Below are 20,575 nucleotides of genomic sequence, written 5' to 3'. Positions count from 1 at the left end.
TCATCCGATCGCTTCGCGGTCCGGCGGGATGCCAATCGAAATTGGCTCAACAATCCGTGTCCCTCATTTTCGCCGAAACATGACAACGCTCCATTTCGGGAGGTTGATGTAAACACGGCCGTCGGCTTGGGTCCACGGTTCGCTGAAGGCGTTGCCCGCGCCGCCCCAACCGCCGAAGGCGGCGTCTTGGGTGCAGAGGATTTGCGTCCATTGGCCAAACTGGCCGCCGGTGGCCACCCCATAACTGTTGCCGGAGAAATTCTGGTCGCCAAGGTTGACGACCGTCAGGACAAGATTGCCGCCCGCTTGCCGGACGAAGCCAAGCACCTGATTGGTGGCGTCCTCGTGGGGAATGGTCAGCGAGTCGGCTCGCAGCGCGGGATTTTGCCAGCGGACGGCATTGCTCGCGGCCACCAGCCGGCGCATCTCCATCCCCAAATCATCCCCGGCGATGTGCCAGTTGAAGCGGTGGTCACCGTTGGCGTCCGGGCCGTCGTGCCAATATCCCCAGGAGACATCCGGCGAGGCCATGAGGCATTCCGATCCCATGAACATCAGCGGCGTGCCGGGCATCGCAATGTTGAGCGCCCACGCCAGCCGGCATTTGGCCCGCGCGGACCAGTCTTGCCGGCCGCCGACTTGATCGACGAAGTAGCGGTGTCGCTTGTCCCAATCGGTGAGGCCGTGTTCCGCGTTGCCGTTTTCCTGGTCGCCGATATCGTCGTGCGAACCCAGTGTGTATTTCACCAAGTTCCACGGATGATCGTAACCGTCCCAGCCAAGGAAACCCCGCACCTTGTTCATCGGGTCTTGTCCGGCGAGCGCCCGCTGGCATTCGTGATGTGAATCGGCATGCCAGGTGGCGCAGAAATGGCCCGTGTTGACAATCCACGGATTGGACGGCAGATGTTCGGCGACGAAGTACTTTCCGGGGAAGTCCTGCCGCAACCGGGCCATGACGAGTTTCAGATGATCGCCGTTGATCTGCGTCGTCACATCGAATCGCAGCCCGTCGCCGTGGTATTCGTCGAGGAACATGCGGGCGTTCTGATAGAAGAACTCCTGCACATCCCTCTTCCACCACGCGGGGCCGCGACCCCACCAAGTATCCTGGCCTCCTTCAAAGTAGATGCCGCCGTTGTCGTTCGCATAGCCGTCGTACTCGTAAAGCACGTTGTCGCCGGGACCGGCGTGGTTGTAAACCACGTCGAAGATCACCGCCAGCCCCTGACGATGAGCGGCATCAACAAAATGCCTCAGATTGTACGGCGAACCATAGGCCGATTCGGGGGCGAAGAACGAGGCTGGATTATAGCCCCACGAGCGGTCCATCGCGAACTCATGGACAGGCAGCAACTGGATGCAATTGAACCCCATCTCCCGGACATACGAAAGCTTGCTCTCGATGTCCTCGAAGGTGGAGATGAGTTTGTCGAACTCATCGCCCCGGCCGGCGAAACTGCCGACGTGGGCCTGATAGATCAGGAAGTTCTCGAATCGGGGGGTGTCGAAGGGCGCCCACGGGAACGGGTCGGTTCCCTGCACGACAGAACCATTGCGGCTGCTCGGGTCGTGCCGAGTCAGCTCGGAACTCAGCACATCGCGGGCGGCCGGGTCGAGTCGTTCGAGAATGCTTCCGTCCTGGAGGGTGAGTTCAAACCGATAAAGCTGCCACGCCTGGACACCCGGCACGGTCGCCGTCCAGTATTCACCATCCTTTTGAAGAGTTCCCCGGAGGATGGTGTCCGTGATTTCCCAATAAGGACCGTCCTGAACCAGCACGGTCACGGCCGCCGCATGGGGTGCCCAAACGCGAAAATAGCAGCCAAGCGGGGTGAGCCATGCCCCGAGGCGTTCTTGCGGATCCATGAAATATCCGGTGGTTGCGAGCCGATGGAGTCTGTCAAATCGAGTCACTGACGATGATGGCCGCCGGTGATTTGAGTGTCAACCAAAAAAATGAAAATGTTCACAATCCGCCGGGTGTTGGCCGGATTGTGTTGAGGGGGGCGAGACCAAAAAGAAAAACCCATCAGCGCTCGCTGATGGGTTCGGGGCGGGCAGGTTTCTCGGGGCGAAGTGTCCGGCTTCCCGCCTTATCGGCGCCGGGTGTCGATTAGCCCGAAGGAGGGGATGCGTTCGGGGGCGCCGGGAATTTCTTCCAGGGGATATTCTCTTTTCAGGCGATCCGTCACCAGCGCAAAACCGGCCCGGCCGGGCTGTCAAACGCCAACGCCGGAACCGGCCGGTCGCCATTCAGACGGCTTTGCCGAAGGCAGGCGCCGTTGACGCCAGGTCGGCCGTTGAGAAAACTGCCTTAATTTCTTGATCGCGAGCCATATAGCGTCTGGCCCAATTCGAGAAACCGTTGATCTGACGGGCCCCCCCAAAACTATCGGTCAATTCAAACCGCCGGTACTCGACTTCTCCGACCCGCAGAGTCCACGCTTCATCTGAGTTTGACTCCCATTCACACCGACCAAGAAATAGCTTTTGACCGTCAATCAGCACGCCGTGCAATTGGGGCAGATTGTCAAAATGAAATACGTTGACCTTGATGCCGGAGTCGCTCAGACGCGATTCATTGACCTTCCTGAAGTCCTTGATGCAGACGCAAGCATGTTTCAGATCACGAAGCCAAGGCACCAAATTCCAATTCGACAATGTGCTTTCCGCGGCAATGCAAAGGTTCAATTCGATGCGGGGATCGGGTGTTCCATTTTCACGGCTGTGCCGCATAAAATCGGTCAAAATGTTATTGAAAAACGGCCAGCTAAATTTGGCCGAGACCGCGATGACGTCAATCCGCAAAGGCTTGCCGATCAAGACATAGTCGTTGATGGCGGCCCGCAAGTCGGGCTGCATCTGCTCGAAACTGGCATAGCTCGGCGGGTTCGGATCGTGAAGCGTCCGCTCAATGTCACCCAGCTTGCCCTCCAGACGAGTCCATGCGTCATGAAGCACAAACAAAGCAATGATCGGACACATGCTGAGAAGGATAAATCTGAATTCCCGGACGCCAAAGACAAGATCCGCAATCGGACAAAGGCAAATAAGGCCCGTGATCACATAGAGCAACACAAGGCGAAATTTTCGATAAAGCGCGATCAATTCCTTAATCATGATGTTTCTCTGAAAGTGGTTTTGACAAATAAGTCCTCGCCCATCAAATGATTGGGAACACACAAGGGAGGATGGAATAAATTAACAAGGAGAGCTTGGAAGGCGGGAGCGCACGACACGTCACGGGGGCAGAATTAGATAATGCGGGATGATTGCTGGTTTGTCATGTTGAGTGGAATTGTTACCCTCCGGGTATGTTGATTTGTCTTGGACAGTGTTTCAGACGTGGATACGTTAAATATTGTTCCCAAAATAAAATTTCTCCAGAAAAAATCACCGCCCCGCCTCAAGCAAATCAGCATAATCGCAAACCTGCCCGATCGGATTGTCAAACACCAAATTCCAATCCCGCATGCCCGGTTCAGCCATCCCTATTTATCCAAGGGAATGAACGACGCCCACTCGCCGACCGCCCCTTCAAGGATTCTCTTGGCGGCCTCGTCGGCGATAATGCACACCTCGCGTTCGTTGCCGTAGAAGAGTCCTTCGCAGCGGTCGTGGCGGGCACCGAGGCGGTAGCGGTTTCGGCCCACGGCGGGATCGTGGCCCGTCAAATTGACATCGCACCTGCGCACCGGAAGGCCAAGCTCCCACATCGGCTCCATGACCGGCTCCCCGACTTGAACAAACCGGACATCTTGATTGTCCTTTCGGAAGAATTGGGCGGCTACAACGTGTTTGTCAGAATTGGCATTTTTTGAGCCTCCGTGAACGCCCACGCTCGGTCTGGCGAGGAAGCATCCTGTCACCCGTGGCCGCGTCATAATGATCGGTCAGGTGTTCCGATCCCGTCGTTGAGCCACTTGCGCCAGACTCCCGCCAATGAGCACAAGGATCGGGCCAGCCAGCAGACTGACAATGACCATCTCATCGGCCGACAGCGATCGGAACAGCATCACGGCCGTCATCAGGCCCCCTCCGCTGCCCGCCAAAACGCCCCCGACGTATTCCCGTGTCATCCGGATCATTGCAACCTCCGGCCAGTCTTGCCCAAAAAGTCCGCAAGCGCCATTTGAAAAGCACCAACAACGGTTCGCCAACTCATGGCGAACCCCGCCCGCACTCACGGCCGCTCGACCAACACAACATCAATCATTGTTGATATGTTCCGGCGATACCATCGGGCATTCCGTGATGTTTCAGCCTCACAATCGGCCAAGGTCATCTCGGGCAGACAGCGGCTCCTTGATCGCCGCGTCCACCACCTTCAGATGAAACTTGAAACCAAAAGATTACCGAAGACCGGCGATCTTTGAACAATCCCCGCCATGCATCGTATCGTGAACCGGGAAAAACCTCACTTCGACATTCGCGCCAACGCGGCGGTCGCCTCGGCCGTCAATGGCGAGTCGGGAGCACCGGCCGCGATCTCGGCCAGATGCCGGCGGGCGGCCGGTGTTCCGAGGCGCTCCAACAGCCACACGCTTCGCAATCCCCGGAGGGCGAGGCTGGTCGGCGGCGGCGTTACGTCCAGTTTGCTCACGAGTTGGGCCAGTCGTTCCTTTTGCTCGACCGAGACGGGCTTGCGGAAAGCGGTCCGCAGTTCCTCTCCCACGGCGTCCCCGCAGGCGGCCAGTTCGCGGGCGGCCGCCTCTCGCACGGCGAACTCCGGATGGTCCAGCCGGGTGATCTGACGGAGGGTGTTCCCCCGGTCAAGCGTTAGCCGGAGACGGGTTTTCAGCAACTCGGCGGCTTGATCCGGATGATCGAGCAGACGCCAGAGGGTTCGCCAGGCGTGAGGCGCGTCGGTCGTGGCCAAGTCGGGCCAAAGACGGTCCGCCTCGGCCGCAACCCACGGAGCGGGCGTTCGGCGCGGGACTTCCCAAATCAGGATGGAACCGTCCGGGTGGGCCGAGGCCAGTTGGCGCCCGTCCGGCGAGAACGCGAGTTTGCTCGGAGCCGGGGCCGCGAAGGTCGTCACCATATGGCCCGGATCGGGCGTTTTCATCTCCCTCCGCAATTCATAGATGACAATGCTCCCCTTTTCATGGCCGGCCACCCAGCGTCCATCCGGCGAGAGGACGAGGCCGGACAGGGAATCGGCGGCGCGCGGCATCGAGCAGACGGTCCGGCCGGTCAACACATCCCACACGATCCCGCTGATGTCGCCCGTTTGCTCATGCGTGGAGGGCCTCAAGCGGACTCCGACCAGGCCGGCGCCGCCCGTCACCGGGGAATCCCGGAGCAGCATCTGGAGGACATTCGTATCCTGCAACGGCGGAAGCAAGCGGCCGTCTCCCAAGTCCGTCCGGGGGAATTCCATCACTAGCCGCAAACCATCCCACGGTTTCTTCGCGAACGGGTTCGGCCGGGTTGGCGGCGAGTCCGGCCGGGCTGGCGGCGAGTCCGGCCGGGCTGGCGGCGGCGGTTCATCACGTCGAACCAGCGGGCCAAAAACCACTCCGGGCTGGCCGGGAATATGGGAATATTGATGCCACGGATCAAGTTGAGGAATCAAATCCCGATACGGAGCCGTTGTCTGCCGCAGGTGTTTGCCGGCGGGATCATATGTGTCGCCGATCATCTCGCGCTCGGCCAGATTCACCGTGACAAGCCGGTCAGCCGGATCGAATTGGGCCGTGAAAATCCCCTTCTCCGCCGGTCGCCGCCGCAGTTCGATGTTGGTTTCCGTTGTCTTTGTCTCATTGATCGTCCACATCCGCAGGCGATCATCGGGGAGACAGGCCCGCACCGTTTTCCCCGTCTTGTCGAAGGCTACGTCCAGCGGGGAAGACGGAATCGGCTGCCGCCACCGAAGCGACTTGGCGCTGGTGTCCCAAACTTCCAGTGTGGTTTGGGTAGATCGTTTTGAGGAAAACTGGTCGTCGGTCACCCAACCGGCTAGCAGCCGAGATCCGTCGCCGGACCATCGCAGAAAATCCGCCCGCAAGTCGGCGTGCCCGTTGCGCGGCTCCGGGTATTTCGGCAAACCGGTGGTGAGGTCCCAACGCTGGATGCTCCGCGAGACGGTCACCAACGACTGGCCGTCCGGGGCGAAGGAAACCAAGTCGGCCGGGTGCGGAAACTGGAACCGGATCTTCCCGCCGGTCACCTCTCGGACGACCACCTCTTTCGGATCGACGAGGGCCAGAAGCCGCCCATCCGGGCTGAGGGCCACCGATCCAAGATGGTCCTGCCACTTCGGATCATGCGGGGCGGTCAACAAGAGCTTTGGCCCGTCGACATCGAACACCTGAACCTTCTTTTCACCGATAACGGCCACCCGCCGACCATCCCCGGAGACCGCCCGAAGCGACATCTCGCCGGCCAGCGGAACGGACCATCGCTCCCGACCGGCTGGCAAATCCCAACAAATCAAGGCGTCCTCGGTGCCACGGGCGGAACCAAACGCACGCCGACCGTCCGGGGCCAGCAACACATCGCACACATCCGTCCGCTCCCCGAGCCGGAGAGGCGTTCCCTTGGCGAGGTCGAACCGCCACGCTGATCCGGATGTGTCGCGCGGGACTGTCACCCCGGCCAGAAATCGGCCATCGGCCGTCAGGCTCATGACGCGATTGAAAGGGCGGGGTGTTCCGGCATCGCCCGGCAGTTGGGGCAGCCGGATCGTCTGAAAGAGTTCGCCGGAACTGATCTCATTGAGCCAGCCCTGACGATCGTTCGCCCGGACCAGAATCCGTCCGTCACGGGACAACAACGCGGTCCCTCGCGGCTCCACTTTGTCGATGTTTTCGCGTCCAACCACTCTTCCGGTGTCCGCGTCGATGGTGGCGATCGTCCCCCAGCCGACGACGACAATTCGTTTACCATCGGCCATCCAAGCCATGTCCGTGGCATTCTCGCCCAAGGGCCAAGGCTCCCCCAGCCGGGCGACAGCCCCCGCCGGCAACGGATAACCATTCTGGTCGAATCGAATCTCACGCGGCGCCGGCCCGGGCTCTGACGCGGCCGAATCCGTGGCAAGAATGATGAGGGAAAGAGCAAGAACAACCGTGCGAGCAGACATGACGGGCCTCCGAGTCGAAGGCAATTGTATCCCGACCACCTGTCTTTCCGGCCTGACGGATTGGAAAGACAAGCCGGGAAGGGCGAATCATCACTTCAGATACGGGGGCAGCCGTTTCAACGCGGCGCGGGCTTCGATGGTCAGGCGGGCGGCGGGGGCGCCGGCGGCCAGCTTTTGCAGGTGGTCGATGGCGGCCGGGGTGCCGATCCATTCCAATGTGGCGACGGCTCGTTGGTTTCGGTTGACACGGGCGAGGACGGCCTCGCTTTGGACCAACAGGCGTTCCAGTCGGGCTTGCAATTCCACACCCGGTTTGTCGTTGAGCGCCTTGGCGAGGAGATGCGTGACGCCTTCCTCCATTTGCTGCAATGTTTTCTGGGCCTCTTCTCGCTCGGCATATCGTTGGCTGTCGAGCCGGGCAATCAATTTGGCCACCGTCTCCGGGTCGCCGAAGGGAACCGGGCGAACTCGTTCTCGCAACAGCGCCACCGCCGGTTCTGGGGCGGCGACCATTTGGGCGATGGCTTTGTAAGCACTCTCGGCCTCCCCGTTGAGGGCGGCCCACCATCCGTCAATCTGGGCGGCTGGTGGTGTCGTCGGTTTCGCTGTCGGGATTTTGGGTGTGTTCCAGATGAGGACACAATGATCCTGGCCGCCGGAGGCCAGATATCGGCCGTCCGGGCTGAAGGCGAGGCATTCGGGCTTCACCGGGAATTGCCCGGCTTTTTCTCCGGTGACGGTATCCCAGATATCAATGCCCTCGCCATAACTGATGATCTGTTGGCCGCTATGCCCGGTCGCGCCGGAAGCCAGCAACCGAGCGCCGGGAGAAAAGGCCAGCGAAGAGGTGACCGTCGGCGCCAAGCTTCGGATCGGCTGCCCGCTGGCCGGTTCCCACAAACGCAAATTGTAGGCCCCATAGTACGTGCGAAAGCCTGGATATTCCGAAACCTGGCTGGTGGCGAGCAGCCGGCCTTCCACCGAGAATGCCGCCCCGTCGCACCGGATACCGCCTTTCTTCTCGTCACGGAGCGACATGGTGGCGGTCGGTCGTTTGTCTGTCGATTCCCATGCCTGGAACTTCATCTCCACATGACTGGCGTTCAGGTTGCCTTTGTCAACCGTGTAATTTGTCCGCAAGAAACCATCGGCCCCGAATGCCTTCACGGCTCCATCGTCGCCTGTCTTGAGCCGAATGATTACTTTGGCTTCCGAGAGATTCCAACCCAGCGCCACGGATGATTCGCCGCCGGCGTACAGAATCTTGCCATCGGGCGAGAAAGCCAGCGCCGCCATTCTGTCGGGGCCGGCAATCTTGGCGACGATTTTGCCATCGGCCAAATTGAGCACGAAAATCTGGCCCGATTCGCCGGCCGATGCCAGAAGCCGGCCATCCGGGGAAATTGCAACGGCCCTGACGGCATCCTGATGGGTGGCCAGCAAGCGAAGATGCTCGCTGGTGGCGGGATTCCACAGCCTCACGGTCTTGTCGAGGCTGCCGGAAGCGAGCAACCGGCCGTCGGGTGAATAAGCAACACAAGTGACCGTGGCATGATGGCCCGGCGGCCGAACGGCGCGCCGGCCCGTCGCGGCGTCCCAAGTTACGAGTGATTGCACAGACTTCCAATTGCCATCGGAGACCGCAATTGTGCGGCCGTCTTTCGAGATGCCCGCCATGCGGAAGACCTTGCCGTACAACCCCCCTTCCATGTCACGAATTTTGCCTCCCGTGAGCGCGTTCCAAAGAGTGCAGTGGCCATTTTCATCCGCTGTGAAAATGGCCTTGCCGTCCGGGGTAAAAAGAGACGACGCTCCCTTCGCCGGAATGACAATATGATCGTCGCCCGTCGGAAGATGCCGTGCTAGGACATATTGGCCATCGTATGTCGCAAACGCGACTGTCTCGCCATCCGAATTCAGGGCGACTTGATGAAAACGATCAAATTCAATTTCGCCAGTGATTTTGCGTGTGGTGATGTCGATGCATGCCAACACCTCTTTTGAGCCAGTTCGCTTCTTGCTATCCGCGTCGATGACGGGCAAGCCCGACCACAGGAGCAATCGTTTGCCGTTAGAACTGAAGGCCAGCTCTTTGCATGAATTGCCCCGGCCGGGCAAGGCGGCCAGTTCTTTGCCGGTTTTGATATCCCACACAAAGACGGGGGCGTCGATCAATTCTTTGTCATACGGTTGCGCGGCCAGCTTGTTGCCATCGGGACTGAGTGCAAATCTGTAAATCCTCTCCTTGTCTAATTTGAGCGTCCGGGGGTCGCCGCCAGTTGTCGCGTTCACCCGTGTGATGCCAGCTTCAGTGCGAAACACCAAGTCTTTGCCATCGGGGCTAAACTGCATCTGATTGCCATAAATCTCGGGCGGCTCAATCTGTCGGGCAATCTTTCCGGTTGTGGTGTCTAAAAACCGAATCAGCGAGCGTTGTCCGTTGTTCCGGGACGCAATCGCCACCATCGATCCGTCCGGTGCGATGGCGATGGATTGAATTTCACGATCTCTAATATCACAATCCGAAATTTGAAATCGCGTGTTCCCCAATCTCGCGATGGCCCCAACGGGTAGCAGGCCGCCGTTGATGTCGAAGCGAGGCACTTTGATGATTTGCGCCCCGGCGATTTCGGGGACAATCATCAGGGAGAGCATCGCCAAGACGGGCACCAACCGCCGGATATGCGGGAACCGTTCTTCCGTGAGCCGAGAATGATTGGCTGATTGCATCGCATCCGTACCCTTCCGCGAGTCTTTTCTTTTGCCGAACGACACATTTTCGTTCCACTGTGTTGGAGGCATTTCACAGGATTTCAACGGCGACCCTTGATTCGATCCTACCCGCTACTCGCCTCATGCGAAGCGGCCCATGTCGGATGGTGCTCCCATAAATAGGCGTCACGAACGATCACACATTCCGGGCAAACCGGCATGGTCCGTGGCCGTGACTTCCGCATGACGCACCCGCCGTTGGCATGGTCATCACAATGAGGAAAAGCCTCGCGACGGGCGGCGAGATAAGCCGGAGATTGCTTCAGCCCGCGCCGAAGTCCATGCGCCACGCACACCTTGCGGCCCGGCATCGGGCACCCGTGGACCTCGCACATCGGCAACTCATCCGCCACTGGTATCCCTCCATAGCCTGAATAATCTTTGCCAGTCATCGTTGGGGAGAATCAAAGACATTGGTTGCCCGAGTCCCAACATTCGTTGAAGAGTTTGCGAAGTCCGAATCGATTATGGCCGGGATTGTGGCCGGTTCAAGAGGGTTGTTTGTCTTTGCCCGGTGTTAGCACACCACCGGGCGGGCCATGTTTGTGCTTAAAACGCTCTTCTTGAAAAGATGTCAGACGGGCCTTTGAGTCGCCCATGCCTGGCGCCGTCTTAGACGGCGCCAGGCATATTGTCCGCACCGGCCGCATTGGCCCTCCCAATATCGTGACTCGCCCCACCCGCCCGACCAATGACTCGCCATGCCGATGAGTCGAAAAGATCGCATGCCGCAAGAAGGACACCGCCAACGCCGGAACCGCCGGTGGAGCAAACAGGCGATCAAGAACAATCAGCCAATCACGGCGACCGTCAGAATCTCGCCCATGAGGCATATGCCTCCGATGTATCGCCGGGACGGACTTTGACACAATCCGAACAACCGGGGATGTGTACGATGCCACATTTGCCAACGGCGTTATTTGGCCCGGATAATTGAACCGTGACCGCCCGAACCGCCACGATTGCGCGGCGCCAGTTTCGCCACCAAGGCCATCACGCCCGCCGCGTCGGTCGGCTCCCAATCCCCCTGCCAGCCGTGGCCGCTTTCCTTTGTGACCATGCCTGAACGTGTTGGGCAAATGAAGGTAACTCCCTCGTTGCCCTCGTCCGATTCGTTCCGCAGGCATAGTGTTGCCCCGTCCGCGAGGCATGCGAGAATGTCCTGCCCCGCCTCCCGCTCCCGACCGGCCGGGATGGCAAAGCGGGTGATGCGTGCCGCGCTGGTGTCTTGAATGCCGGCGAGTTTGAGTCCTCGGAAGTTCATCGTCATCTTCTTCGCTTGACTGAAAACATCCCGGAGTCAATCGTGTGACGCAAACTCCTTGCCCCGGAAGAACGGTTCGCCGTTTTCGTCGAGCGCCCGGAGCAGGAATTCGGTGAATGATTTGGCCACTTTTCGGCCGGTCTCGGCCACGGGTTCGTCGCCGCGTCGGCCGACGAACACCGCGCCATCGTTTTTATGTTCGGGGCAATAGAGTTGGATCAGAAAATCCGTGCCGTCGGCCGACTCGGCGAAGCGGAACAAGTCATCAAATCCCCGGCATTTCTCGCCGTTGGATCGCACTTTCCAAGTGACCGCCCATTCGGGCGTGACCCACTCGGCCATCGGCAAGATTCGATAGAGCGGGGCGCCGTTCTTTCCACGGATAACGGCCGATTCCACCTCATGGAAGAATCGCAGCACATCCGACGGAATGTAAGACACATGCCGGGAACGGAGCGAATCCATCGCCTCTTCTGGCAGCCCGTTTTTTGCCGGTTCGAGCGTGTGGCCGGCAAGCCGGATCATCGCCTGTTCAATCGGGGCCGACTCGCGCACGGCCCAGCCTAATGTTGGCCGAAGCGAGCCAGTTTCGGCGTCTTGGGTGACGACCATCGGACCCGCCAGCAAGTCCATCGCCCGCTGGCCGTTCGCGTCTTTCCAGGTGAACGGCACCTGGCTGAGGCCGCGTGGCAATTCGTCGGCCGTGATTCCCGGAGCATCGAAGCGATTGAGGAAAAACAATTCATTCCCCGGCTTTTTGGTTTCTTCTTGGCGAATCTCTTCCTCCACCGCCGGATCGAGCAAATCGTTGCGGCGGGAATAGGCTCCGGTCTCGTAGCTCTTGATGTAAGGAAACAGTTTGCCCAGCCAGCCGCTGATCTTGGTGGCCGCGTACACACGGCGAATCTTGTACAGTCGGCGCCAGTGTTCGCCGTCAACATCACCGTCGGCGGCCCGGACGAACTGGTCGCAGATCGGCCTCAGTTCGCATAACCACCAATCGGGCTGGATTGGTTCCAGCCATTCGACCTTCTCGCGCAGGCGTCGCCAGTCGGCCGGCGTCCCCTCCAGCGTGACGGCGGGGATGCCGCAGGCCGCCACCATGTTGTAACTGAAATAAGGCTGGAGTATGTCGAGCAACACCACTTCGCTCACCATGCGCTCGACCGGCCCGGTGGTGCTGAAGTCGCAGGCGAACCGCCCGGCGAGTTCCCCGATTTCCTGACGCACCAGACCGGCCAAATCGGCGACCACCTCGGGCCACGGGTTTTCCGGCGAGCCGCGAAACATGTCATCGCGTTCAACAGTCAGTTGGCGCTTGCCCTCATGGTGGACGAGGAGAGATCGATAAGCCTCTGGGTCAAGCTGGATATGCTGGGCCAGTCCTTGGATGATGGTCACCCAGATCACATCGGGTGACAGCGTCAACGGACGATGTTCGCTGAAAGCAAGATGGGCGGCGGCAATGAGCGGATGGTGACCGATCCCGGCAACGCAATCGGCCGAGTAACTCCAGCACGCCTCCACCCGGCCATGCGTGGGATTCCCCTGCGACGACTCGTCGGCCGCGAACGAATTGGGCGGCGCGTTCAACAAATCCCGGACCGCCTCCGGCGCCTTGCAGGTTTCCAATGGCGAATCGACTGGCACCACCTCATCCACGGCAAACGTGACGGATGAAACCGGCTTGGTTGCAATTGTGCTGCTTTTCGTGTGAATAAACCTTCTCCGTCGAAGCCACGGGCCGCCCGACATGAGCGTAACGCGGGGAATACCGCCCCGCAAGCCCCTTCTCCGCGAACCCCAAGGACATCGACCGCCTGAGGAGGTTCGCTGGCCCGGCCCGCCTCCGCCGGACAATTCGTGCGAGTCCCTCACCCGAGGTTCGGGCGAGAAGCAGAAGCGGATGCCGTTGAGGTCGAGGCCGGGCTTGATTCCCCGGCAAGAAGGTTTCCGAAGAACGCTTCAAATCTTCGTTCCAGTCCCTCGCGATCACCCGGTTTTAAGAAGTCCTCCGCCACATATACTTTGGCCACTTCGGCGGGCACGTTTCGCAAATGTTGGATCCCCTTGGTGTGCCCAAGATAGAGCGCCAGCGAAGCGGGGGCGAATTGCCGCAGGTGTTCGACGACCAACCGCAATGTCCGGCCCCCGATGACGTCGTCTTCAATCAGCAAAACCCGCCCGCCTTCGACTACCCGCAGGTCATCCTCGGCATCGCACCGGGTGGGCGGATAATCCGTGAAAACCGACAGCACCGGGACGCCCAACCGTTCAAGAAAGTAGCCGTATATGTGCCCTTCCGGCGCGATGGCCAGAAAATGATCGAACCCGGCCGAGGCGAGTTGCCCGGCCATTCCAAAAGCATCGACCGCATCATGCGGAACAAAGTTATTAACGCCCGGCCCCTCGCGATAACCCTTCGCCTCGCAATGACGCCGCACGTCCGCGACCACGGCCTCAAGAAGTGATTGCGAAACCATCGGTGGCCTTCCCTGTTGTTTGGATTTGAAGGTTATTTCTTGCCCAACAACAAATCTACAACCCAACACCCCCGGACATGAAGCCCCGGTCCCCGGCAGTGAGCCAAGATGTCAGCGTCTTCACACCCGGCGTCTTCGAGGGCGTCAGCGAGGATCGGGAGGCGGTGGAAAGCTGATTCCTCATAAATGCCTTGGGCAAGGGCGGGGATGGTTCCACCGTCCCATGTCAGCCAAGCCGGATTGATGAGAGAAGGACGGAAGGGGTTTCCAAAGACCTCACGAAGCAATTCGCAATGATCCGATAATGCGGCGTGAAAATCGCGATCAAACATCTCCTCTTTCACACGTTCGCTCATCTCGTTTTGGCATGTGAGAGAGGCCTTTTTGATTGCCGTCGCCACTCCCCAGATGAAAGCTGTGTGCATCGGGCGAGAATCAATAGCGATGTAGGCATTCGCGCCTTTGTAATAGACTTCGTTCAGGAATAGTATTCCTTCCTCATTCGTTGTCTGGCCATCAACAAAACGTTCGGTGATTTCAACAATCTGCAATTCTTCGAGGGTCACCAATTCAGAACAAGCCTGGCTGAGCAACCGCACGCAAGCACAAGCATATAGCCGTAATTGGCGGTCAGAGGCCGCGTCACGGTGGAATTCAAGCATGGCTGGCGGATTGGCGCATAACAGCCATTCTGTTTCTGTCACGGTTTCGCCCCCTGAACTTTGGATACTGGCATATCCGTGATCCGACGAAGCGCCATCACCAGTTTCGCGTCGATCTTCGCCATCGGATTCACTCCCGGTCATCTGTCGATGTGGCTTGACTACGACATCTTGAAGCCTTGAAAAGCCGGGCTGTCAGCCCGGCCAGCTTCGGCTACTGGTTAGTCGCCGCCGATGATTGCCAATTCACCACCGCCGACGGCGATGAGCCGTCGGTTCCCGTCGGACGCGCTCCAAGCCTCATACCCGGACGAAGTCAGAATGATTTGAAAATTGTGTCCGGTGTCGAACCGGAGTTCCACATCGAGCAGGTTTTGTCGCAGATCCACCCGTTCCACCGTTGCCCCTTCCAGACGGCGGTTGATTTCGGCGGCCGAGTCCACAAGCGTCGAAAGGCCGAATTGATGGCCGTTATCTTCGCTCGTGAATCGTATGCGATCTGATTCGACCATGCGCCACAAGCAAGCGACCGTCATGCTGGCATCCTTGTCGAACACGACAAGCCAGTCATATTCACGTCGTGTGAGCGATTGAAACCGATGTCCGACAAGCCAGGCAAGTTCATTCATTGGCGTCTCGCGTGTTCGCCCGCCCAAACTGTCAAAACCATTTGCGGCCGATCTTTTCCTTGCAACTCCCGATCAATCCCCAATGGAAATCAAACTGTCCTTCGTTTCCAAGTTGGCGTAACAGGCGCCGTCGGCCATGAGGTTCCAGCTTCGGCAAAGGGCATGGAAGCGTTCCCAGAAGACACTGGGCTCGGTGTAGGCGGCCACACGGAGGGGGCGGCCGTTCCAGCTCAGGGAATAGACCGGCGATCCCCACGGCAGTTCGCTTTCCTTGGTCGCTCCGTGTTGGCGCATGAACTCGGTGACGAGGGCGAGCGGCACCTGATTGCGGCGGCACCATTCGTTGTAGCCGGTGTCAACGTAGGCCGATTCGCTGGTGGCCGCGACGTAGAGTTCCTTGAAACACACCTCGCCGACGCCGGTGTTGGCCGCCCAATCAAGATAGGTTCGCAGAGTGTCTTCGTCGTAAACGCCTTCCCGCTGGAGAACACAGATCCAGCGAAGTTCCAACCCGCTCAGGGCTTCCCGGTTGGCGGCCCATGTTTCAGCCACCCGTTCGGAGCGGGTGTCGGTCTTCATGATCCGTTCGTTGGCGTCGGGGCTGTGCCGGGAGATCGCCAGAACCGTCAGTCCGGCGTCCCGGTAGGCGCGCAGCGCGGCCAGTCGCTCATCGGCCTCCATCCGGCCCAGCGTCAGGCCGTTGGTGATTAACACAATCTTGCGGAAGTGTCTCGCTCCGGTGCGAATCAGATCGAGCATCTTGGCGGGGGCGAGCAGGGTTGGCTCCCCGCCACCGGTGATGACAAGGCGGCCGGCCCCGGCCCGGACGGCGGCTTTGCAGGCGGCTTCCAACCGGTCGAGGATGATTCGCCCTTGTCGTTGATCTTCGGAGACGGAGGAGTGCGAGAAACAGAAGGCACAACGCGCCTGACAGGCCTGCGCGATTGGCAACACCGAAAGCGACCGAGGCCGAACATCTTTCCATTCTTTGAGGCCACCGTTCAGCTTCAGCGACTCGGCAAACATTTCCTCCACCGTCGTCGGCCGGAGGAGGCCGTCTTCGATGATCGACACTGATTCGATTTTGATCCACGACCGTTCAACGTACTGGCCGAGGCCGGTTCGCCGATTGGCCCGCAGTTCGTGATTGCGAACCCGTGTATGCAGGACGATCAACCGTTCCCCGGCTTTGAGCAGGTGCGACACCTTTCGGCTCCCGATGTCGATCTGTTCGGGCGGCAGCAGGAAGAAACGATCCTTGAACGTGGACTCCGGGATGCCGGTCTTGTCGTAACGGCGGCCGTACTTGTCGTAGCCTCGCGCGAAGTTCGACAGGACGGTGACGTGAAGCCGGTCAACTTCTTCCATCTCATCGCCCGCGTTTGTCTCGTGCAGGCAACTGACGATGGATAGACCATCGGCCGCGTCATACACATCGTTGGGAACGACGAGCAGGCCGCGCCCCAAGAGGTCTTCGCTTTGGCCGCGAATGACGGAGAGGTAGCCGGTCTCCGGCGGTTTCCACGTCGGATCGGCCGCCTCCAGCACGGGGGCGAGCCGTTCCCAGCGATGCCGGAAGAGAGATTGTTGATGACCCGGAAAATCCCGGCGGGCCGTCAGCAAGATTTTGGCTCGGTCTTGTTCGTCCGTCGGGATGGATGGCAGGTTCAGCCATGTCGGCGTCACCGCCAGCCCGGCCACCAGCGGGGAAAGGTGGGTCTTCGATAGTGAATAGAGAACAATCGCCCGGTCGGTGTCGATAAGAGGCTGGACGACGGCACTGTTGTCGTAATCATACACGCGGTCGATCACCAGAAGACGCCCCGGCTTGGCTTGGACCCATTCGGCCAACAGCGCCACCTCAGCGTTCGTCAGGTCGCGGCCGGCCGGCGTCAGCGGGGCCGTCAGAACCACGGTGTCGGCGATCAGGGCAGTTTCAATCTGGAATTGCGGCAGAGTGGGATAACAGACATGCTCGCGCCCGGCGGTCTCCGCGATGGTGCGATACACCGGATACACATCCGATGGCAGAGCGATCATTCCATTGATGGCCTTGAGGACATCGTGCAGCGAATGCCGGACGCCGATTGAATGGGCACACCGGGAAAACCGGACGGCGAGGGCCCGCCGCCATGCTTCCTCCAAGGTGAGTTCGGGCGGGCGCGACGCCGGGAACTCATGCCGCACCGCCTTGACCGGGTTCAGGCAATCGAGGCGAACAAGATCCGTGCGCTCGGCCAAAAGGGTTTTGACTCGTTCCTTGAACTTGGCGAACGCCGGCGAGTCTCTCCGGGTGAATTCACGCATGGTCGGTCTCCTCGCGGCCCGGATCATTCGGCGACACCGGCTTTGGGGGGATGCCCTTGCCGTCAGGCGCCCCGCGAGCCAACCCACAGAGGACACCCCGCCGCCCGCGCGGTTCGCCTGACGACCCACCAAGACAAAGACATTCGCTTGAAAATAACTCGCTCATTTGTTTCTAAAGAAACACCGGAAACGGGTAATTCCGGTGTTGATAGGGAGTTTTTGAGTGGTAAGCTGGTATGGAAATTGAAAGGCCTCCGACGGACTCGCAATCCCCATCACCGGAACCACGCAAGTTTGAATGGTTCCGACAGATCACCCAAGGGGATATCCGTTCGCCGCTGGCTGACACGGTCGCAGGCAAACCCTGATCTTGTTTCGCATTCGCGGTTTGCCCGAGCCATCCCCGCATGGCGGCTGACATCGCCCATCGATTCACGGCTGGCTGATGGGAAAGTCAGGAGGCGTCATCGTGCAAAGCACATTGATCGACATTCGGGTCCGGCCGGCCGGCCGGCCGGTTTGGGAACGGAAAACCAGAGGGAGGGGATGGCTGGCGCCCGTGGCCGCGCCCGTTGTGCTGGTTGCCCTCACAATTGTCATTCGTTTTCTCCTCGACCCAATCCTTGGTGATCGTTATCCCTTCCTTTTGTTTCTCGCCCCCGCTTTGCTGTCCTCTTGGCGTTATGGCTGGAAATCGGGAATGCTGGCCCTGGCATTGGGCCTGGCGGCGGTGCTTTCGTTGTTCATCCCCTTGCGATGGAATCGCTTTTGGACGGGCTTCGCCGACCAGTTTGCCCTGGCGGTGTTTGTCGTCGTCGGCGTCATCAGCGTCGTGATGGCCGAGAGCCTGAGCCGGTCGATGCGGCGTCGCGACATCCAGGCGGCCATGTTGCAGGCCGAGATTGCCGAGCATGAGCGGACGCAGGAACAATTACGGCTGGCCACAGATCAGTTGGAACGGCGCGTGGAGCAAAGCACGGTCGAGCTTTCCCTCGCCACCGGCCAACTCCAGGACGAGGGGGCCGCGCGGCGGGCGGCGGAGACGCGGGAGCGCCGGCTGGCGGCCATCGTCGCCTCGTCCGAGGATGCCATCGTCGGCAAAGACCTTGATGACCTCATTACGGACTGGAACACCGGGGCCGAACATCTGTTCGGCTACACGTCGGCCGAAACCATCGGCCGGCCGGTCACGATGCTCATTCCTCCCGACCGCCGCGAGGAGGCGGCTCGCGTCACGAAACGGGTTTGCCGGGGCGAAGAGGTTCTCGCTTACGAGTCGGTGCGATTGCGGAAAGACGGCGTCGAGGTTCCGGTATCAGTCCGCATGTCGCCGATCCGGGAGAACGGACGAATCGTCGGCCTGGCCTCGATCAGCCGGGATCTGACCAACGCCCGGCAACTGGAGGCGCAGTTGCGGCAGGCGCAAAAGATGGAGGCGGTCGGCCAGCTTGCGGGGGGCGTGGCCCACGACTTCAACAACATCCTGACTGTCATCAACGGATACTCCGAAATGCTCCTTGGCGAGCAGGAACCGGACAGCCCCGGATACCAGATGCTGGAGCAAATCTCCGAGGCCGGGAGGCGGGCCGCGTCGCTGACGAGTCAGCTATTGGCCTTCAGCCGCAAACAAGTGTTGCAACCGAAGGTGGTGGACCTGAACGACACGGTCCGGACCAGCGAGAAGATGCTTCGCCGTCTGATCGGAGAGGACGTCCGGCTGACCACGACGCTGGCCACCCGCCTCGGACATGTGAAGGTGGACCCCGGCCAGATGGAACAGGTCATCATGAATCTGGCGGTCAACGCTCGCGACGCCATGCTCGACGGCGGCCGCGTGACAATCGAGACGGCCGACGTGAACGTGGACGAAGAACACGCCAAAACACGCGCGGAGATCTGGCCGGGCCGGTATGCCTTGCTCTCGGTGAGCGACACCGGCACGGGCATGGACGAGGAAACCAAAGCTCGCATCTTCGAGCCGTTCTTCACGACCAAGGAAGTCGGCAAGGGAACGGGCCTCGGACTGGCGATGGTTCACGGCATCATCAAGCAATCCGGCGGCCACATCGTCGTGGACAGCGAACCGGGCCGCGGCACCACCTTCAACATCTATCTCCCGGCCGTCGAGGGGCTTCGCGCTACCGGAAAATCCCACGCGGGCGCCGACGTGCCAAGGGGAGCCGAGACAATCCTGCTTGTAGAAGACGAAGAAGCGGTGCGCCGGCTCGCCAAGATGGCGCTCCGGAATGCCGGCTACACGGTGCTGGAAGCCAGCCACGGCGGCGAGGCCGTGCGACTGGCCGAGGCCCACAAGGGACCAATCCACCTGCTCGTCTCGGACGTGGTAATGCCCGAAATGGGCGGCCGCCTGCTGGCCGAGCGCCTGTCTGCCTCCCGCCCCGGCCTGAAGGTGCTGTTCGTCTCCGGCTACACGGACGACGCCGTCGTCCGTCACGGCATCGTCGAATCGGAGATGTTCTTCCTCCACAAACCCTTCTCCCCCGCCGGCCTCTCCGGAAAAGTCCGCGAAGCGCTGGACGACAAGGGGGGCTGAGAGGAAAGTCGATGCGAGTGGGACTGCTTGATATCGGCGGTTACCAAGGTCCGCCGGACCAAGAGTGGAAGAAGTCGCTGACGAACCCGTCGTGGCCTGAGATCGAGGCGGCCATCCGTCGATTGGATGGCGTCGAACACGCCGGAGCCTGTCTGGCGAGAGAAAACACGTTTGACAATGGCGGCGGCCAGCCCTCTCTTCACATCTTCGGCGGCCAGGGCCGGTATCTTGTCGGATATTCGGCCGGGGACGGATTGACCGTCAGTTACATCGATCCCAAGCCTGTCGATGAACAGGAGATGGTCGTCCTCATGCGGCGAGATCGAGACGTGCGGGTTTTCTCCGACATGGTGTGCCGGGATTTGGAATTTGTCGTGTCCATCGCCCGATATTTCGCCGAGACCGGCCGACCGCATCCCGAAGTTTCTTGGGCGTAGGATTGGCAAGGACACGAAGACAAATCGTGTTTTTTCAGCCTCCAGTGGATTGAGAAATGAACGATCACTCGACACACGACATCCTCGCCCGGTTGGCCCGTCTTGGCCCCCTGCCGGACGATGCGACGATCACGCAAGACCAACTTGACGAATTCGGCGACATCATCGCCGCCATTGATCGCGCCCCGCCCGATGCCGCTTACATTCGTCCGCTGCTCGACGCCTTCGGCTACGGGGATGGTTTCGCCCTCTATGTCCACGGGGCAAATGCCCTGTTGAAACAAGATCGCGCCGCCGTGATGGAGGCCGCGCTCGACACGCTTGAAACCGGCCGCGACGGGCCTCGCCAGTGGGCGATGGAAACGCTTCGCCGCCTC

General features: G+C 60.2%; 14 protein-coding genes and 1 pseudogene. 3 read left to right on the top strand and 12 right to left on the bottom strand.

Going from position 1 to position 20,575, the window contains the following annotated elements; all coding sequences use genetic code 11:
* Positions 1-63: 63 nt before the first annotated feature.
* The 12 genes from BGIM_RS0114295 to BGIM_RS66500 form a co-directional block, all read right to left on the bottom strand.
* Positions 64-1,869 (bottom strand): alpha-amylase family glycosyl hydrolase, encoded by a 1,806-nt coding sequence (locus tag BGIM_RS0114295; RefSeq protein WP_020470451.1) that lies wholly within the window; start codon positions 1,867-1,869, stop codon positions 64-66.
* A gap of 387 nt (positions 1,870-2,256) precedes the next feature.
* Positions 2,257-3,186 carry a hypothetical protein gene (locus BGIM_RS0114285; RefSeq protein ID WP_157368987.1) on the bottom strand — a complete coding sequence of 310 codons (930 nt, stop codon included), beginning with the start codon at positions 3,184-3,186 and terminating at the stop codon, positions 2,257-2,259.
* 308 nt (positions 3,187-3,494) lie between these two features.
* Complete coding sequence (locus BGIM_RS0114275) at positions 3,495-3,728, bottom strand: hypothetical protein (RefSeq protein ID WP_157368986.1); 234 nt, start codon at positions 3,726-3,728, stop codon at positions 3,495-3,497.
* A gap of 168 nt (positions 3,729-3,896) precedes the next feature.
* The gene (locus BGIM_RS0114270) at positions 3,897-4,091 is read right to left on the bottom strand and encodes a hypothetical protein (protein ID WP_020470446.1); all 195 of its coding nucleotides are present in this window, start codon (positions 4,089-4,091) and stop codon (positions 3,897-3,899) included.
* Between the two features lie 329 nt (positions 4,092-4,420).
* Positions 4,421-7,090, bottom strand: coding sequence for a WD40 repeat domain-containing protein (locus tag BGIM_RS0114260; protein WP_020470444.1), 2,670 nt, complete (start codon positions 7,088-7,090; stop codon positions 4,421-4,423).
* 90 nt (positions 7,091-7,180) lie between these two features.
* The gene (locus BGIM_RS0114255; protein WP_029630046.1) at positions 7,181-9,892 is read right to left on the bottom strand and encodes a WD40 repeat domain-containing protein; all 2,712 of its coding nucleotides are present in this window, start codon (positions 9,890-9,892) and stop codon (positions 7,181-7,183) included.
* A gap of 886 nt (positions 9,893-10,778) precedes the next feature.
* Positions 10,779-11,126 (bottom strand): hypothetical protein, encoded by a 348-nt coding sequence (locus BGIM_RS0114250; protein ID WP_020470440.1) that lies wholly within the window; start codon positions 11,124-11,126, stop codon positions 10,779-10,781.
* Between the two features lie 36 nt (positions 11,127-11,162).
* The gene (locus BGIM_RS57460; RefSeq protein WP_238537620.1) at positions 11,163-12,776 is read right to left on the bottom strand and encodes a DUF4419 domain-containing protein; all 1,614 of its coding nucleotides are present in this window, start codon (positions 12,774-12,776) and stop codon (positions 11,163-11,165) included.
* A 224-nt stretch (positions 12,777-13,000) separates the two neighbouring features.
* Positions 13,001-13,609: a phosphoribosyltransferase gene (locus BGIM_RS0114240; protein WP_020470438.1), complete on the bottom strand. Its 609-nt coding sequence runs from the start codon at positions 13,607-13,609 to the stop codon at positions 13,001-13,003.
* Between the two features lie 32 nt (positions 13,610-13,641).
* A complete protein-coding gene (locus BGIM_RS67115) occupies positions 13,642-14,313 on the bottom strand; it encodes a hypothetical protein (protein ID WP_238537618.1) in 672 nt (223 codons plus the stop codon).
* Positions 14,314-14,492: 179 nt separating this feature from the next.
* Complete coding sequence (locus tag BGIM_RS0114225) at positions 14,493-14,900, bottom strand: hypothetical protein (protein WP_020470436.1); 408 nt, start codon at positions 14,898-14,900, stop codon at positions 14,493-14,495.
* A 72-nt stretch (positions 14,901-14,972) separates the two neighbouring features.
* Positions 14,973-17,207 (bottom strand): radical SAM protein, encoded by a 2,235-nt coding sequence (locus tag BGIM_RS66500; RefSeq protein WP_020470435.1) that lies wholly within the window; start codon positions 17,205-17,207, stop codon positions 14,973-14,975.
* Between the two features lie 559 nt (positions 17,208-17,766).
* Here BGIM_RS66500 and BGIM_RS50305 point away from each other — a divergent pair.
* The 3 genes and pseudogenes from BGIM_RS50305 to BGIM_RS50300 form a co-directional block, all read left to right on the top strand.
* On the top strand, positions 17,767-19,761 hold the full coding sequence (locus BGIM_RS50305; RefSeq protein WP_162136251.1) for a PAS domain-containing sensor histidine kinase: 1,995 nt from the start codon (positions 17,767-17,769) through the stop codon (positions 19,759-19,761).
* An 11-nt stretch (positions 19,762-19,772) separates the two neighbouring features.
* Complete coding sequence (locus BGIM_RS0114205) at positions 19,773-20,198, top strand: Imm1 family immunity protein (RefSeq protein WP_020470433.1); 426 nt, start codon at positions 19,773-19,775, stop codon at positions 20,196-20,198.
* Between the two features lie 56 nt (positions 20,199-20,254).
* Positions 20,255-20,575: pseudogene (locus BGIM_RS50300) on the top strand (hypothetical protein); the annotation flags it as partial.

The organism is Zavarzinella formosa DSM 19928 (assembly GCF_000255705.1).
Taxonomy (GTDB): domain Bacteria; phylum Planctomycetota; class Planctomycetia; order Gemmatales; family Gemmataceae; genus Zavarzinella; species Zavarzinella formosa.
This window is presented reverse-complemented; position numbering and strand designations above follow the sequence as displayed.

What these genes read in the sequence shown, in the direction of transcription:
- BGIM_RS0114295 (WP_020470451.1), bottom strand. Translation starts at nt 1,869, where the DNA reads ATGGATCCGCAAGAACGCCTCGGGGCATGGCTCACCCCGCTTGGCTGC.
- BGIM_RS0114275 (WP_157368986.1), bottom strand. Translation starts at nt 3,728, where the DNA reads ATGGAGCCGATGTGGGAGCTTGGCCTTCCGGTGCGCAGGTGCGATGTC.
- BGIM_RS0114270 (WP_020470446.1), bottom strand. Translation starts at nt 4,091, where the DNA reads ATGATCCGGATGACACGGGAATACGTCGGGGGCGTTTTGGCGGGCAGC.
- BGIM_RS66500 (WP_020470435.1), bottom strand. Translation starts at nt 17,207, where the DNA reads ATGCGTGAATTCACCCGGAGAGACTCGCCGGCGTTCGCCAAGTTCAAG.
- BGIM_RS0114205 (WP_020470433.1), top strand. Translation starts at nt 19,773, where the DNA reads ATGCGAGTGGGACTGCTTGATATCGGCGGTTACCAAGGTCCGCCGGAC.
- BGIM_RS0114260 (WP_020470444.1), bottom strand. Translation starts at nt 7,090, where the DNA reads ATGTCTGCTCGCACGGTTGTTCTTGCTCTTTCCCTCATCATTCTTGCC.
- BGIM_RS0114255 (WP_029630046.1), bottom strand. Translation starts at nt 9,892, where the DNA reads ATGCCTCCAACACAGTGGAACGAAAATGTGTCGTTCGGCAAAAGAAAA.
- BGIM_RS0114250 (WP_020470440.1), bottom strand. Translation starts at nt 11,126, where the DNA reads ATGAACTTCCGAGGACTCAAACTCGCCGGCATTCAAGACACCAGCGCG.
- BGIM_RS0114240 (WP_020470438.1), bottom strand. Translation starts at nt 13,609, where the DNA reads ATGGTTTCGCAATCACTTCTTGAGGCCGTGGTCGCGGACGTGCGGCGT.
- BGIM_RS0114225 (WP_020470436.1), bottom strand. Translation starts at nt 14,900, where the DNA reads ATGAATGAACTTGCCTGGCTTGTCGGACATCGGTTTCAATCGCTCACA.